Below are 15,792 nucleotides of genomic sequence, written 5' to 3' on the forward strand. Positions count from 1 at the left end.
CTTAACAACGGACGAACAACGTAGAAAATAAGGCGCTGCTCCTAGACGACACTCGAATCTGTTTCAGCTTGCCATACTAGGGCTAAAGTCTGACACTCACCCGCGCACAGCAAGGGCCACCCGCTGCCGGATGGCCCTTGACTATACATTAAATGCATTAATACAAATGGCAGGAGACCTGATGGCCCGAGTCCAGCTCGCGCAGCACCGGAGCCTCACTCTTGCAGCGGTCCATGGCATAAGGACAACGCGGATGGAAGGCGCAGCCGCTCGGCGGTGTCTCCGGATTCGGAACGTCACCGGTCAGGACAATCCGCTGCTTCTTTACTCCCGGACTCGGCACCGGGACTGCCGACATCAGCGCCTGCGTATAGGGATGCAGCGGCTTCGCGAACAGTGACTTGGTCGGTGCCAGCTCGACGATCCGTCCGAGGTACATCACTGCCACGCGGTCACTGATAAATTTCACAACGGACAGGTCATGGGAAATGAACATATAGGTAAGGCCGTATTGCTCCTGCAGATCCTGCATCAGATTCAGCACCTGGGCCTGGATGGAGACATCCAGTGCAGATACCGGCTCGTCACAGACAATGAACTTCGGATTCAGCGCAAGCGCCCGGGCAATCCCGATCCGCTGCCGCTGGCCGCCGGAGAATTCATGGGGAAAGCGGTGGGCTTGATAGGGGGACAAGCCCACCACCTCCATCAGCTGCTCTACCCGGCTTTTGAGCTCACTGGCCGGAGCGGACTCGTGTGTACGAAGCGGCTCCTCCAGTATACGCTGGACGGTCCAGCGCGGGTCGAGCGAAGCATAAGGGTCCTGGAACACCATTTGCATATCGGTACGGAACCTGCGCAGCTGTTCGGTACTCAGAGCGCGCACATCGGTGCCGTTAAACATAATCTCGCCTTCCGTCGGCTCAATCAGCCGCAGGATGGCCCGGCCGGTGGTCGATTTGCCGCAGCCGGATTCACCGACCACCGCAAGTGTCTCCCCCTGCCGGACGGATAACGTAATTCCGTCTACTGCTTTTACAGCACCGACCTGCTTGGAGAAGAAGCCTTTGCGGATCGGATAATGCTTCTTCAGGTTGCGGACTTCAAGGATTGTGCTCATATGACTCCCTCCTGCTGCAGGATACAGCGGCATGTGTGGCCAGGCTGCACTTCAAGCAGCTCCGGAAGCTTCTCACTACAGCGCTCTACAGCCACCGGACAGCGCGGTGCGAACCGGCACCCGGACGGCAGGTTAGCCGGATTCGGCACCTGGCCCGGGATGGAGCTGAGCCGTTCTTCATCACCCGCAAGCTGAGGCAGAGAAGCCAGCAGGCCCCGGGTATACGGATGCAGCGGATTGCTGTACAAGGTAGCAACATCCGTCTCCTCCACGATCTGCCCGGCATACATAATGACGACCCGGTCACACATCTCGGCGACTACGCCAAGATCATGCGTGATCATCAGAATGGACATGCCCTCCTTCTCCTGCAGCTCACGCATCAGATCAAGAATCTGTGCCTGGATGGTTACGTCCAGTGCCGTTGTAGGCTCATCGGCGATCAGCAGCTGGGGATTGCAGACCATCGCCATCGCGATCATCACCCGCTGGCGCATCCCCCCTGAGAGCTGATGGGCATACTGCTGCGCGATCTTTTCCGGCCGGGGAATCCCAACCTTGCGCAGCATCTCCACCGCCCGCTCCGCCGCTTCCTTCTTGCTCAGCTTCAGATGGTAGCGCGCAGATTCAGAAATCTGGCGGCCGATCTTAAATACCGGATTCAGCGAGGTCATCGGCTCCTGAAAAATCATCGCAATCCGGTTGCCCCGGATACCCCGCACCTCCTTCATCGACATCTCCAGCATATCCTTGCCTTCAAACTTGATGTGGCCGGAGGCAATCCGGCTAATCCGTTTGGGCAGAAGCTGCATGATCGACAGGGAGGTGATGCTTTTGCCGCAGCCGGATTCGCCGACAATCCCCAGTGTCTCCCCTTTGCGCACTGACAGACTGATGCCGTCCACCGCGCGGATCGTGCCTGCCGCTGTCTGAAATTCGGTGCATAGCCCTGATACTTCCAGCAGTTCTGTCATGATTGCCCCTCCTCTAACTTAAGATTTGAACTTGAAGCATAGTCGTCACTGCGGTGAACATTTGGACTTCCGGCCGCTGTTGTCCCCAGATTTCTTTATCCAATCCGCTGTTCGCGGTGGAAATCCGGTTCCTCTAACTTAAGATTTGAACTTGAAGCATAGTCGTCACTGCGGTGAACATTTGGACTTCCGGCCGCTGTTGTCCCCAGATTTCTTTATCCAATCCGCTGTTCGCGGTGGAAATCCGGTGACAAAGGCGGTCGCTATTGCTCCTACAGTTCCAAATTCCCCCTCCGTTTCTTTTCGCTTTTCGTTGATCTCTTTAGTCCCTCTTATTTAACAATTAAATTGGTTCTCTTAGTGTGTAAATCAGTTCTCTGTATCTTCCACGCCCAGATATTTAAGTGCCGTCAGGGCATATACTTTCGCGCATTGGATGATCTGCCAGACCGGTGCCTTCTCGTTAAAGTTATGAATCGTTGACAGCTCGGCCGGGCCGTATTGCAGTACAGGAATGTTATGCGTCCGGAAATGGCGGGCATCACTGGATGCCCATTGCAGCACCCCGTAAGCTTCTTCCCCGCTGACTTCACAGATGCTCTCCACCAGGTCACTGACTACCGGCTCCTCATTCGAGGTCCAGTTGGCATTGCCCTGGAAGCCGAAGCCCTTCACTTCAGACTCAATGCCTGCCTCCAGCAGCAGGGAACGGGCACGGTCAAGCACATCGCGGTAGTCTACGCCGAACGGTACACGGGAATCGACCTGGATCGTGCAGCGGTCCGCCACCACGTTAACCTTGGTTCCGCCCTGGATCGTTCCGATATTCACCGTCACATGATCGAATACCTGATAGGCGATCGAGCCGTCCTGTTCGCGCTCCTTCACATAATCCTGCGAGATGCGGATGATCTCCTTCACTTCATCGGGAATATCGACTTTGATATCCCAGAGACGCTGTAAGGCCTCGATGCCCTTGGCCGCTTTGACAATTGCGCTGTCGCCGACGACCGGTGACAGGCTGCCGTGGCCCGGCGTGCCTTCGACGGTGAATTCGAACCAGCAGCTGCCCTTTTGCCCGATCGTCGGGTTCAGCGGGCCTGACGGCTCGGCGATAACCGCAGCCGTTCCGCTGATCAAGCCGCGTTCCAGCACCCAAGGCACACCCAGATGGCCGCCGGTTTCTTCATCCGGCACGATCAGGAGGGACAGGTCGCCTTTGAGCGGAACGCCTAGCTTCGACAGCAGCGCTGTCACATAGATCAGCCCGGCCAGGCCTGCCTTCATATCGGAGGCCCCTCTGCCCAGCAGATAGCCGTCAACGATATCGCCGCAGAACGGATCGAAATCCCAGCGCGTGCGGTCTCCGGCAGGCACGACATCCGTATGTCCGCAGAAGATCAGGTTTTTGCCGGACGGCTGTTCAGCCCCTGTACCCAGTGTAGATACCAGATTCAGCATCGTATCGGTTGCCGGATGGATACTTGTATCAATGCCGGCCTGCTTCAAATAATCAATGATAAAAGCGCTGATCTCGCGCGAATCTCCCGGCGGATTCTCCGAAGGGAAGCGGATGAGCTGTGAGCACAGCTCCAGCAGCTGATCCTGCTCTGCATCAATTGCCTCCAGCACTTTGCTTTTCCAGTCAGTCATGGTTGAAGTTCTCCTTTGCATTCCCCGCTGCCTTCCCTGTGGCTGGCGTGGGGCTTTTTGAATTTGATAAAAAGAGGGACAAAGCCAATGGCCCGTCCGCTCTCTTTTTGCCAAACCTGCTTATTCTGTAATTGAAAGCGGATAGAAACGGATGACTTCATCCGGGTAGAAGGCGTAGCCGCTGATCTTGTTGCTCATGCCGACAATACGATTGTACTCGTACAGATAAGCCCAAGGCGCTTCGGTCGTAATGATTTCCTGTGCCTGCTCATAGAGTGCCGTCCGTTTCGCTGCGTCTGTCTCCAGGTTCGCTTCATCCCACAGCTTGTCTACTTCAGCGTTCGAGTAGTTGATGTAGTTGGAGGAGCCTTTGCCGTAGAGCAGGAAGCCGAGGTGGTAGCCTGGATCATTGACGAATGATGTCCATTTGGAGATATAAGAAGTGAGATTATTGGTCTTCTGCTGCTCCAAGAACTGGGCGCGGGCCAGCTTGTTGATGTTCATGGTTACACCGATTTTGGCCAGTTCTGCCTGAATCAGGACCGCATCATCCTCCCAGTCATCGAACCCGGAACCAAGCGTGAAGTCAAAGGTAAATCCGTCCGGATAGCCGGCTTCTGTCAGCAGCTCTTTAGCTTTATCCAGGTTGTGCTCATATACGTAGCCTGCATCGGTGAAGCCCGGCGTGTTACTCGCCACAGAGCTCTTCATCTGCTTGGCCTGGCCGTACATTACCCCGCTCAGCAGCTCATCATAAGGAATCGCATAGTTGATCGCCTGACGGACTTTTACATTGTCAAAAGGTTTAACCTTGTTGTTCATTGCGAAGAACAGAATCCGGTTGCTCGCATTGGAGGCGACGGTCAGATCCGTGTTGCTCTGCAGGGAGGCAACATCCTTCGGAGGAATCTCGATTGCCATATCTACATCGCCTTTATCCAGCAGCAGTACGCGGTTAGAGGCTTCTTTGGTGAATTTCAGGGTTACTTTGCTGAGGTTAGGCGCACCCTGCCAGTAGCTCTCATTAGCGGTGAAGACAGCTTCGGTCGCCGGGTCCCACTTCTCAAGCGTGAACGGGCCGGAACCGGCAGCATTCGTTTTGAGGTAGTCGGCACCTTGTGCTTCTACAGTCTTTTGATCCACGATGGAGAAGGTGTACATAGCAAGAATCTGGAGGAAATTATGATTGGCATTAGTCAGTGTAACTTCAACTGTGGAAGCGTCTTTGACCGCAACGGACTTGATCGCCGCCATTCCATAGAGGAAGCTGCCGGAGCTTGATTTAGCCACACGGTCAAAAGAGTACGCAACCGCCTCGGCATCCACCGGATTGCCGCTCTGGAAGCTCACGCCGGATTTCAGCTTGAAGGTGTACACCGTGTTGTCAGCGTTCACTTCCCAGCTCTCTGCCAGCATGGGCTGAATGTCTTCGGTGTTGGCGATGCTTGCGCCATTTTCGGTTTTGATGCCGTAGGTGACCAGCTGATCATAAGCGGCAAGCACGAGTGTATCGGAGGTCAAATCGTTAGCTTCTGCGGGGTCGAGTGTAGTGCCGCCCTCGGAATAAGCAACCGTGAGATTTGACTTGGCAGCAGGAGCAGACGTCCCTGTAGTTCCTGAAGCTGCTGTAGTGGCAGCAGGTGTCTGCGGATTGGCGCTGCTGGCGCATCCGGCAAGCATGACTGAAAAAGCGACGAGTGTGGACAATAGTTTAACTCTTTTCATCAGTAGTTCCTCCCTTTTCTATATCCTGCCTGCACTGGTAATACTGGTGCTGCTTCTGATCATCCTGCCGCAACAGCTCCGGCAGCTGTGATCTATATTTACCGGGATACTGCGGAGCTTCGGGGGAGTGATCCCCTGCTCCGCCTTATTTACCCGAGCGCAACCGCGGATCAAGAACGTCCCGGAAACCGTCTCCGAGCAGGTTAAAGCCTAAGATGGAAGTGGCAATGGACAACCCTGGAAAAGTAACCAGCCACCATTGCCCGGAAATAATGTATTCCCGGCCTTCTGAAATCATCGCGCCCCATTCGGCAATCGGGGGTCTGACGCCAAGCCCGAGGAAGCTGAGACTGGATGCGGTCAGGATGGCGAAGCCCATCCCGAGCGTAGCCTGAACCATCAGTGGAGCCAGGGCGTTCGGCAGGATGTGGCGGTACAGGATGACTGTATTCTTCACGCCGATCGCCCGGCTGGCTTCTATATATTCCTTCTCGCGGAGCGAGACGGTCTGCCCGAACATCAGCCGGGCAAATTCCGGGATGCCGACAATCCCGACGGCGATCATCGCACTGCTGAGACCTGCTCCAATCGAAGCGGCAATCGCCATTGACAGGACCAGTGACGGGAAGGACAATAGTACATCCATCAGCCGCATGATGATGGTGCCGGTACGGCCGCCATAGTAAGCGGCAATTCCGCCGAGCGGCACACCGATGACAAAGGAAATCGAGACGGCGATCAGGCCGGTCCAGATACTGATCCGAGCACCGTACAGTACCCGGCTGAGAATATCACGCCCGAAGTTATCGGTTCCGAACCAGTGGCTGCCCGAAGGCGCCTGGAGTTTGTTCGCCATATCCGTTACATAAGGATCATGCGGTGCAAGCCAGGGTGCAATAATGGCTACCACGGTCCAGATCAGAATAAAGGTTAGCCCCAGGGCAGCCAGCCGGTTATGCAGCAGCAGGGACAACAACGTTTTGGGTTTTGCCGCCGCAGCAGGTTTGGCCGGGCTGCCCTGTGCTGAATGTGCTGCAGTGCTCACAAGCAATCTCCTCCTCTCACACAAGCTGTTCTATTCATAGCGGATTCTCGGGTCAATGAAGCCATAGATCAGGTCTACCGCCAGGTTAATTCCGCAGTAGAGCACGGCGCTGACCAGAGTAAAGGCTTGAATCGGCGCATAATCCGCAGCCAGAATGGAGTCTGTGACATAACCGCCGATACCCGGCCAGGAAAAAATAGTCTCCGTAATGACCGCGCCGCCCATCAAAAAGCCGAATTGCAGACCGAGAACAGTCAAGGTTGGTATTAGTGCATTGACGAGCGCATGCTTGTAGATGACGGCTGATTCCCGCAGCCCTTTGGCCCGGGCGGTGCGGACGAAGTCCTGATCCACGACCTCCAGCATGCTGGAACGGGTCATCCGGGCGATGATCGCCATTGTGCCGGTGCTGAGGCAGATAGCCGGGAGCAGCAGATGCGAGAGGCTGCTTTTGAGTGCAGCGGTATCGCCTGAGAGGATGCTGTCCAGAACATACAGCCCGGTGATATGCACCGGCGGATTCAAGTCTCCGCTGATCCGTCCCATCGGTGCCGGAGCCCAGCCAAGGATGGAATAAAAGACATAAATGAACATCAGGCCCAGCCAGAATATCGGCACGCACGCACCTATCAGCGAGAACACCCGTGAAATGTGATCCAGAAACGATTCTTTGCGGGTAGCTGCGACAATCCCGACGGGAATGGCCACCAGGACCGCGATCAGAATGCTGGCCAGGGTCAGCTCAATGGTGGCCGGGAACCGCGATGCCAAATCGCTGGCTACCGTATGTCCGGTGTGATACGCGTAGCCGATATTGCCTTGCAGCAATTGGCCGATGTAAGTGAAGAACTGGATATACAGCGGCTTGTCGAGCCCCATATCCTGACGGATCTTGTCCACAATCTCCTCCGGAGCCTGCTCTCCGGCCAGCATGATCGCCGGGTCACCCGGCAGCACTCTTGAGAGAATGAAGGTGATGACGATAATACCTAGCAAGGCTGGAATCATCTGCACAAGTCTTTTTAATGTGTAAGCAAACAATGAATCAACCCCCTTACGGCTTCTGTGCCATCCATGCTGTGACATTCTTTTTGACGGAAACGCGCTTCCCATGTCAGGTACTGTGCGGTTTCTTTGTCCTCTTTAGTAGTTGTGCTAATTCTACATAGAATTTGACCACCACTCTACGTCCCGTTCAGCTAAAAAAAAGCACAACCGTTTGTCGATTGTGCACTATCAACACCTCTATATGTAATCTTTCCTAACATACAATTCCATAAAAGTTCCAGTCCCGCCTATTTTTCCTGCAGGTAGTAGTAAATCAGGCACAAATGGCAGACGAACTGCTCGCGCGGATCGTTCAGATCGAAGCCGGTAATATCGCGGATCCGCTCCAGCCGGTATTTGACAGAGTTGCGGTGGATGTACAAGCTGTTCGCCGTCTCAATCAGGCTGCCCCGGCACTCCAGGTAATGATAGAACGTCAGCATCATATTACTGTCATGCTCCTGGTCGTATTGCAGCAGCTTGCCCAGCTTACGCCCGAACAGCCGCTCGAAGCCCGGACCGCCAAGGCCCTCCAGCAAGTGGTATACCTCCATCTCTTCATAGCGGGTGACACCGCCTGTACCTTGTCCGAGCCTTCTGGAGATAGACAAGGCTTTGCGCGCTTCATTGTAGCTGGTGTGAATGTCCCACAAGTATTCCGAGGTGCCAATTCCGCTTCTGTAGCTGCTGAGGCCTTCGCTTTTGTCCTTCAGCCAGCCCTCCAGCGTCTTCTCCCAGGGCTCCTGTGCATCTCCGCCTGGCGTGAATTTACGGCCCTCCTGCGTGGGCAGGAACAGCACAGCCCGGCTGGAGCGGTATTCTACGTGGGGTGTAACTCCGCGTTTCTTCGCTTCCCGCTCCAGTAGCCGGTTCACCGTTTCCTCACTCGGCGCTGTCTCCCCTTCGATTACAGCAACCTCCCACTTATGCTCGGGATTCATCCCGAGCTGGCGTGCCCGCCGCTCCACCTCATGCCGCGAAGGCAGCGGCGGAGTCAGCAGCTCATCGATGAAGTTGCCGCGCAGCCGGAACTCGGTATCCTCGGCAACCTTGCGGCGCATCAGCTCCAGGGCAAAGACAAGCCGGGCCTGCTCGATGCCCACTTCCTCCATATCGTCCAGCTGTTCCTTATCCACCAGCAGTCTGGCGACGGTCCGCCGGTCCACGTGAATATTCCAGTTCAGCGGCGACTCTCTCAGTGACCAGTCGAAATCAGCCGGCGAAGACACGATAGTCTTCCGGTCGGTGTCAACAAGGGCAACCGGCGCTTTCAGAAAATCAGCAACATTATCGCTGACCGCCTGAATGCCGCTGTTCTCCAGCACCATTGTTGTCAGCGTGCGGTAGACCTCCTCCGCACGGCGAAGCAGCATCGCCTGCCGTCCGAGCAGCAGCTCCATCACCGGCTGGGTGATATCCGTATACGGAATCTCCGGCGGGATCTCCACAATCGGCAGACCGCAGGCATTGCTGGCCTCGATCGCCCCTTGGGGGATTTCCTTCAGGAAGCGGGCCGGCTTAATCGCCAGCGCCGCTGCACCCAGATTGTCGAGCGTATAGATCAGCTCAGTCAGCAGCGAAGGATCATGGCGGATGGAATACGCCGTAGTCAGCAGCATGACGCCTTCGCTGATCCAGCCCTTCAGATCCGGAACCTCCATAATATCTACGAACCGGACCACCCGGTCCAGCCCCTGCTGGCCGCTAATAACCTTTGCTTTCCCAAGAACAGAGAGCTCCATCAGCTCCCGTAGCGTAATTCCTCGTGTATTCAACATTCTGCCTCCCTCTACTGTCTTCAGTATTTCATGATTTTTCCTGAAATATGCCACCCGTATGCACCCGTAGCCACTCGTATGCCACCAGCTTACATTCGCATTCCCGCTAGTTTATCAGACATTCCCGCCCAGCCACAGGAAAAATATATAAAATTACAGATATTTTTTCGGATTTATGCGCAGGTGTGGGAGGGAAAGCACCGGTTTAGAAGCTGATTCGGTGACTGTGAATAGAACACAACATTTCCTTATTGAACAAAGTAACTTATCTGACGGCTACGCCGGCCTATATGAGAGGGGCGCGTGAAGCTGGTGAGAATTGGCCGCTATTAGACGGGTGGGGCATTAGTGCTTCTCGTTCCGTGCTTGAGCCACTTCTGGTGAAATGAGAGGGATGTGTACCTTGATTTGGTGCTGCGGGCTGCTGCGGCTCGATCAGAGGGGATTCGTACCTTTGATTTGGTGCTAACGGGCTCCTTCGGACGGAATCAGGAGCACTTTTGCCCCTCATTTCCACTTTTATCCTCCTTAGGCCGAAATCAAGGGCACTTTTACCCCTCATTTCCACTTTTAGCCACATTCGGTGGAAATCAAGGGCACTTTTGCCCCTCATTTCCACTTCTTCCCTTCGGAGCGGAATCAGAGGGATTTATACTTTTAATTTGGTGCTGTGAGCCACTTTCGGCGGAAACAAAGGGATTTATACCTTTAATTTGGTGCTGTCAGCCACTTTCGATGGAATCAGAGGGATTTATACCTTTGATTTACTGCTATGAGCCACTTTCGGCGGAATCAGAGGGATTTATACCTTTGATTTGGTGCTGTGAGCCACTTGAAATGTTTGCTACTATACTTTCTGTCTGGTGCCCGAATGTTCATTTCTGTATGTACTTAAAAATCTGCGCACTCTCCTGCTTCTCAGCTCTACACCTCTCCACTCCCCTCCACCTCCACCTCCATACTCTTCATTTCCCACTCCCCATACTCAATTCTCAATTTCCACTTCTCATCCCCTCACTTTCTCATTTCCTACTTCCTCAGCTCCTCACTCCCTCACTTCCTTACTCCCTTACTCCCTTACTTCCCCACTTTCCATTCCCCCATTTCCACCCCAATGTTGTCAGGTTAGTAGAAATTGGTATAGTAGAGGTAAACGATAGAAATGGATGAGTCCAAATGAAAAAAACAAATCCACTACAATATTCCGTGTGTTTAACAAGATGAAAAGTGATGAATTTAAAGAAAGTGCGAAGCAATGTGAGAACAATTTCAAGAGAAATCGAAAGATTGGGTTCATCCCCCTGCTGCTGCTCATCCTTCGTATGGTTCGAAAAACGACACAATTAGAATTGGATGAGTTCCGAGAGAGATTTATGCCTGAAGAGGCAGCAAGAACCACATACACGAAACAATCCTTCTCCGAAGCCAGACAAAAACTTTCCCCTACCGCGTTTACGATGCTTAATGACGAACTGGTTCAAGCTTTTTACGAAGAGGAAGAATTCAAAACGTACCACGGCTTTCGCCTACTGGCGATGGACGGCAGTGTAATGGAACTACCCAATACATCGGAAACCCGGAGTGTATATGGATTCACGACAACATACAAGATAGGGTTTCGGATCGCCAGAGCCCTTTCCTCCCACCTATACGATGTAGAGAACAAGTTGGTTGTAAGTACCTGTCTGAGCCGCTATGACGATAATGAACGCGATCTAGCGAAGCGCAATATTGAACATTTTCTACAACTGAAAACCTCATCCATTCGGAATTTGATCCTGTTTGATCGTGGCTATCCGTCTGCAGACTTTTTGTTGTACTTGCAAGAGAAGGGAATCGCTTATTTGATGCGAGCTCAAGGTTCATTCTACAAAGAGATCATGAATACCACTCAGCCGGATGAAAACGTGACGATTAAAATTACGAAATCCAGAGCCTACGAACTCAAGAGGCAAGGAACAATAATTTTGCCAGGAACAGTGATTCACATTCGAGTCTTAAAAGTAGAACTTTCCACCGGCGAGACGGAAATTCTGCTGACGAATGTCAGCGCAGATGAACTGAATTACGAAGCGTGCAAACCACTTTATTTCAAAAGATGGGGGATTGAAACACGTTTCGATGATTTGAAACAGAAGTTTGAGATTGAGAACTTTTCAGGACAAAAACCCCAACTTATAGAGCAAGACTTTTACGCTACAGTACTACTAAGTAACATGGCTTCCGTATTGGAAAATGAGGCTGAGGAACAAATGAATGTAAGCCAACGAACGAAGGAACTGAAGTACACTGAATACCGAATTAACCGAAATATCTTGGTCGGCAAACTGCGTAACCGGCTCATTGAAATGGCATTAGAAGAGGATGATGGAAAGAGGGAGTCTCTGCAGGATCACTTTCTGGAAGAGCTTCAGCGCTATATCGTTCCAGTCGTCAAAGGCCGCTCTTTCATGCGAGATAAGCAGACAAGAGCTAATAAATTCACAAAAACCAAAAGGCGGGGGCTATAAATGCTTAACCTGACAACATTGATTTCCACCCCCCCCCCTGTATCTCTCAATTTTTCATCCCAACTCCTCCTTCCTTATTTCCCACACCACACCTCCCCCGTACCTCTCACTTCTCCCCTCCGCCCCCTCCTCCCTAACTTCCCGCTCCACACATGTCCACTCCCGCAAAAGCTCAGAAACAACCAACTTTAGCGGCCAGCCAGCCAAATCAGTTACACAAAAAAACGTTCCCCGGACCTACATCCGGAAGAACGCTTAACTATATTTCCTGAATTACTATGCTTCGTACTTCCAAATAGCAGATTTGCACAGCGCAATCAGCGCCGCACACCCCCAGGCAAGGAAGCCGCTGCAGCAGCCGCAGCGCCAAGCGCAAGGATCGGATCAAACGCACGGATGCCAAGCTGTTCTTCCAGCTCCGCCGCCAGGCCGATGGTGGCAAACCCGGTGCAGGCGAGGACTATGGCCTCCGCACCGCGTTCCACCAGCCGGGCTGCTCCGGCAAGTGCACCTGCCCGTCCGGCAGGCGTACCCAAATCAAGTGTGGTCGTTACACCATCAGGCCGGTCCATGCCGAGGTAAGCATCGCCGAGAATGCTGCGGATCAGCGGCGGCACCTCGGTCAGGATCGTCAGCACGCCGATCTTATTGCTGTATGCCAGCGACATATGGGCTGCACACGAGCCTGCGCCCAGAACCGGTACGTTCACTGCCATCCTAGCTTCCAGCAGCGCCGGATCTGCGGCACAGCTGATGCCGATTGCCGTACAGCCCTGCTGCTCCAGATCCCGGGCCAGGCTGATAATCTTCGGCACTGACTCCGCTTCGGTCTCGTCATTGTATACGCCCTGAGGCTGATCCGGAATGCAGCGGCTGATTACCGGCAGGCCATACCGGTGCTCAATCAATTCTCCGTGCAAATGAATTGCAGACTCCTCTTGCAGTGTGATTACACGTATAATTCCAAGCATCCTTGTCTCCCCCTGGTCAGCCATTGTTGGGCGTTCTGAATATCCTCACCATATACTTTTGCTTCTTCCCGTACCGCGATAACCCTGACAACAACACAGCAGCCGCGCAGCCTAGAGCAGTTCTCCTGCACGCATAATCAGCTTATCATCAATATATACATCCGGCTTCATAACCACGGCATCAATATGAACGCCAGCCGCTACAACCCCGCCGAACGTATTATTGCTGCCAAAAGCGACATGGATGGTCCCGTAGACCTTCTCATCCTCCAGCACCACACCTGTAATTCTGGCCTTGTTGTTTGTACCAATGCCGAACTCGCCCAGGAGCCTGCCGTCACCGGCACCAAGCATATCCAGTAGCCGGTCACCGCTCTCGCCTTCTGCCCTAACCAAACGGCCCTGCTCTACCGTCAGCACCATCGGGCTGTTCAGCGCGCCAATACCTGCAATCGAACCGTCCACCTTAATCTGGCCGGTGGCTGTACCTTCCATCGGCGCAATATAAGCCTCGCCCGAAGGCAGGTTGCCCGATTCGCCCGGATTCAGATATAATCCGGTGCTGAGCACGCCATCCCGGCCCTCAATCGAAAAGCTCAGACTCAGTCCGTCTTTAACTACACGCACCTGGCTCCCCTCAGACAGCAGCGCAGCTACCTGCTCCGTTAATGTCTTCACCTGTGCATAGTCCGCAGTGATCGCGCCATGGCTGAACATGTCATCTGTCATGCCCGGCATGGTCGCCACCCGCGTTCCCGCTGCGGCTGCCTGCTTGCGCGCCGCCGTATGTGTCATCGAATGTGTCGTAATGCATACCGCCACATCCGCTTTGGCCATAGCTTCGGCAATCGGAGCCGGCGGCTCCTCGCCGGATTTGCTCCGCGCCTGCATAATCAATAGCATCGATTCCGCCCCGAGCCGCTTCCCTGCTTCATAGACGGATTCGGCAAGCTCCCGCTTGTCGTCATCGGCCACTACAGCCAGCAATTCACCGCTGCCAAGCCCCAGACAGTCCTTAAGGACATTCATGCTGATCAATATTCGTTGCTCACTCATTATCTTTTCCTCCCGGTTACACCATTTCTGCTACCAGCTTGCCCATCAGGGCATTGGACAGCACGGCAGGCACTCCTGCGGAGGCCGCCCACTGTCTATGCTGCTCCACATATCCCATACAGTCAAGCACAATCACGTCCGCCAAGTCCCGCAGACGCTCAGCAGCCGCACGGAAATCCGCTTCCGTACCGGTATACGGAGAAGCAGCTGCAAACGGCAGCCGCGCTCCGGCTCCCGCGAATTTCTCATTCATGCTCTCTTCCTGCTCGGGCAGAGGACCAATCAGCCCCAGCCGGCGTCCGTCAAGCATCGCCATTACAACCGGAGGGATAATCCGGTCCGGTTCAATCAGATGGGCCTTGGCCGTATGAAGTCCCGGAAAAACACCGGTACAGGCCAGCAGAATCGTCTCAATTCCAGCAGCCTCCATAGCATCAACCTTCCCCTGCAGAACTGACTTTATCCGCTCACGGGAGATTACCGCAGCTGATCCGTCCGCCATGCGGGTAGTCAGCACATACTCCCCCGGTCCAGGACTATAGAATTCGCGTACCTGGGCAGCAGTGAACCCGTCAAGCACCCCGGACTGAACCAGTCCGGCCTTACCCTCCAGATACTTCTCAACAATCGGCGCAACATCGTTCCTTGGAGCTTGTCCGATCGTGATTAACCCTATATTTTTACTCATCTAGCTCCCTCCCGCTTCTCCATACTGATTGAATTCGTGGCAACCGATGCCTGTATATATTGAGCAGGCGCTGAATTAAGCTCAGCGCCTGCCATTATTCCGTTCTATTCCTAGTGAGAGGTTACAGCCGGTTTACCCAGCGTCTGCAGCACTTTCATCGAACCGTACAGCTCGGTAATCTGTGCGAATTCAGCTTCGTTGTAGAAGGAGCATATTCCTTGAGTGAACTCTTTGGCTGTCTCAATGGCAAAGCGCACCGCCTGGGCGATATCAATCTCATGGCTTGCCCCTGTACCGCAGCCGGGTACCATGGACTGGGCTGTAATTGCCAACCCTACAACGGGAGCCGAAGTCGCTACTGCGGGCTGCAGGATGGAATTGATATGATATAGTCCGTTACCGTAAGGAGTAATATCCTGCGTAGTTACCGGAAAAGTAACCGGATACTGTCCTGTCGTCATTTCCTTAATGCGCAGCAGATCCTCACTGACCCGCAGAATGTACCCTTCTTTGACCGTAGGTGAGATTGCAATGCCTTTGTGATTCACCACACGGTTGCCCTTGGTCGTATCAATAGAAATAATCGCTTCCATCTCCGGCAGTACCTCATGCTCATTCATCTGCAGGATATCCACCGGGGAATCCATGAAATCAACGGGCTCATGCGGCAGTGTCGGAGCATCCGGGCAAATATGTGTCGTAACCAGGACGTCACCTTGCAGCACATCCCCTTTGGTCTGCATGTTTGCCAGCTTCAGTGCCGCTGCGATTGCCGCCACTGCGCCGTCTGCATCAGAGACAATGCCGATCCGGCTGGGGCGCGCCCCTATGCCGCCAAGTCTGCCGACAATTCCGAAGGTTGGCGCGCTGCCGCCTCCAAGCTTGCCTTGACTGCCCGGAATGGTGATTTTGACGAATTCCGTACTGCCTTTTTCACCTTCCACTTTCTGAACCTCAACCTTAACCGCAGGATATGCTGCGAATAACTGCCTGACCTGCTCACCATTAACATAAGCGCTGTCCAGTGCGTTCAAAACTGTAATCGTCTGATAAAGTGCCATTATAATTCCTCCCCGGATGCATGCTCATGATTGTGATGTTTGAATTTATACTATCTTAAAATTCGAAACGTCCACAATGTACCGCCCTGCCAAAACTAAGTTGTTTTTCTTGTCCTTTGCACATAAACCTTACGCGCAAGGTACACTCTTCGACCTTTCAGCAG

At 53.7% G+C, this 15,792-nt stretch carries 12 protein-coding genes; 1 reads left to right on the forward strand and 11 read right to left on the reverse strand.

What is annotated here, in order from left to right:
* Nucleotides 1-157 precede the first annotated feature (157 nt).
* The 7 genes from QW71_RS16105 to QW71_RS16135 form a co-directional block, all read right to left on the reverse strand.
* A complete protein-coding gene (locus QW71_RS16105) occupies nt 158-1,120 on the reverse strand; it encodes an ABC transporter ATP-binding protein (RefSeq protein WP_039300298.1) in 963 nt (320 codons plus the stop codon).
* The gene (locus QW71_RS16110; RefSeq protein ID WP_039300301.1) at nt 1,117-2,094 is read right to left on the reverse strand and encodes an ABC transporter ATP-binding protein; all 978 of its coding nucleotides are present in this window, start codon (nt 2,092-2,094) and stop codon (nt 1,117-1,119) included. Before QW71_RS16110 ends, QW71_RS16105 begins: the two co-directional genes overlap by 4 nt.
* Nucleotides 2,095-2,463: 369 nt before the next feature.
* Nucleotides 2,464-3,747 carry a M20 family metallopeptidase gene (locus QW71_RS16115; RefSeq protein ID WP_039300304.1) on the reverse strand — a complete coding sequence of 428 codons (1,284 nt, stop codon included), beginning with the start codon at nt 3,745-3,747 and terminating at the stop codon, nt 2,464-2,466.
* Between the two features lie 120 nt (nt 3,748-3,867).
* Nucleotides 3,868-5,472 (reverse strand): ABC transporter substrate-binding protein, encoded by a 1,605-nt coding sequence (locus QW71_RS16120; protein WP_200905929.1) that lies wholly within the window; start codon nt 5,470-5,472, stop codon nt 3,868-3,870.
* A 145-nt stretch (nt 5,473-5,617) separates the two neighbouring features.
* Complete coding sequence (locus QW71_RS16125) at nt 5,618-6,517, reverse strand: ABC transporter permease (RefSeq protein WP_039300310.1); 900 nt, start codon at nt 6,515-6,517, stop codon at nt 5,618-5,620.
* 30 nt (nt 6,518-6,547) lie between these two features.
* Nucleotides 6,548-7,558: an ABC transporter permease gene (locus tag QW71_RS16130; protein WP_171716738.1), complete on the reverse strand. Its 1,011-nt coding sequence runs from the start codon at nt 7,556-7,558 to the stop codon at nt 6,548-6,550.
* Between the two features lie 254 nt (nt 7,559-7,812).
* Nucleotides 7,813-9,339: a PucR family transcriptional regulator gene (locus QW71_RS16135; protein WP_039300313.1), complete on the reverse strand. Its 1,527-nt coding sequence runs from the start codon at nt 9,337-9,339 to the stop codon at nt 7,813-7,815.
* Between the two features lie 1,223 nt (nt 9,340-10,562).
* Here QW71_RS16135 and QW71_RS16140 point away from each other — a divergent pair.
* Entirely contained in the window at nt 10,563-11,852 is a 1,290-nt protein-coding gene (locus tag QW71_RS16140; RefSeq protein ID WP_047013807.1) for an IS4 family transposase, read from the forward strand.
* 317 nt (nt 11,853-12,169) lie between these two features.
* On the opposite strand, the gene QW71_RS16145 is transcribed toward QW71_RS16140, so the two are convergent.
* The 4 genes from QW71_RS16145 to QW71_RS16160 all read right to left on the reverse strand — a co-directional run bounded on the left by QW71_RS16145 (nt 12,170) and on the right by QW71_RS16160 (nt 15,628).
* Nucleotides 12,170-12,823: an aspartate/glutamate racemase family protein gene (locus QW71_RS16145; RefSeq protein ID WP_039300316.1), complete on the reverse strand. Its 654-nt coding sequence runs from the start codon at nt 12,821-12,823 to the stop codon at nt 12,170-12,172.
* A gap of 111 nt (nt 12,824-12,934) precedes the next feature.
* Nucleotides 12,935-13,879, reverse strand: a complete 945-nt coding sequence (locus QW71_RS16150) for an aminopeptidase (RefSeq protein ID WP_039300319.1) — start codon at nt 13,877-13,879, stop codon at nt 12,935-12,937.
* 16 nt (nt 13,880-13,895) lie between these two features.
* The gene (locus QW71_RS16155) at nt 13,896-14,567 is read right to left on the reverse strand and encodes an AroM family protein (protein WP_039300322.1); all 672 of its coding nucleotides are present in this window, start codon (nt 14,565-14,567) and stop codon (nt 13,896-13,898) included.
* A 110-nt stretch (nt 14,568-14,677) separates the two neighbouring features.
* A complete protein-coding gene (locus QW71_RS16160) occupies nt 14,678-15,628 on the reverse strand; it encodes a DUF1177 domain-containing protein (protein ID WP_039300326.1) in 951 nt (316 codons plus the stop codon).
* Nucleotides 15,629-15,792: the final 164 nt, after the last annotated feature.

Source organism: Paenibacillus sp. IHB B 3415 (genome assembly GCF_000802655.2).
In the GTDB taxonomy this organism is placed as follows: domain Bacteria; phylum Bacillota; class Bacilli; order Paenibacillales; family Paenibacillaceae; genus Paenibacillus_AQ; species Paenibacillus_AQ phytohabitans.

Excerpts from the sequence above, each read along its gene's own strand:
- QW71_RS16120 (WP_200905929.1), bottom strand. The coding sequence starts at position 5,472 with ATGAAAAGAGTTAAACTATTGTCCACACTCGTCGCTTTTTCAGTCATG.
- QW71_RS16110 (WP_039300301.1), bottom strand. The coding sequence starts at position 2,094 with ATGACAGAACTGCTGGAAGTATCAGGGCTATGCACCGAATTTCAGACA.
- QW71_RS16105 (WP_039300298.1), bottom strand. The coding sequence starts at position 1,120 with ATGAGCACAATCCTTGAAGTCCGCAACCTGAAGAAGCATTATCCGATC.
- QW71_RS16145 (WP_039300316.1), bottom strand. The coding sequence starts at position 12,823 with ATGCTTGGAATTATACGTGTAATCACACTGCAAGAGGAGTCTGCAATT.
- QW71_RS16115 (WP_039300304.1), bottom strand. The coding sequence starts at position 3,747 with ATGACTGACTGGAAAAGCAAAGTGCTGGAGGCAATTGATGCAGAGCAG.
- QW71_RS16160 (WP_039300326.1), bottom strand. The coding sequence starts at position 15,628 with ATGGCACTTTATCAGACGATTACAGTTTTGAACGCACTGGACAGCGCT.
- QW71_RS16155 (WP_039300322.1), bottom strand. The coding sequence starts at position 14,567 with ATGAGTAAAAATATAGGGTTAATCACGATCGGACAAGCTCCAAGGAAC.
- QW71_RS16140 (WP_047013807.1), top strand. The coding sequence starts at position 10,563 with ATGAAAAGTGATGAATTTAAAGAAAGTGCGAAGCAATGTGAGAACAAT.
- QW71_RS16150 (WP_039300319.1), bottom strand. The coding sequence starts at position 13,879 with ATGAGTGAGCAACGAATATTGATCAGCATGAATGTCCTTAAGGACTGT.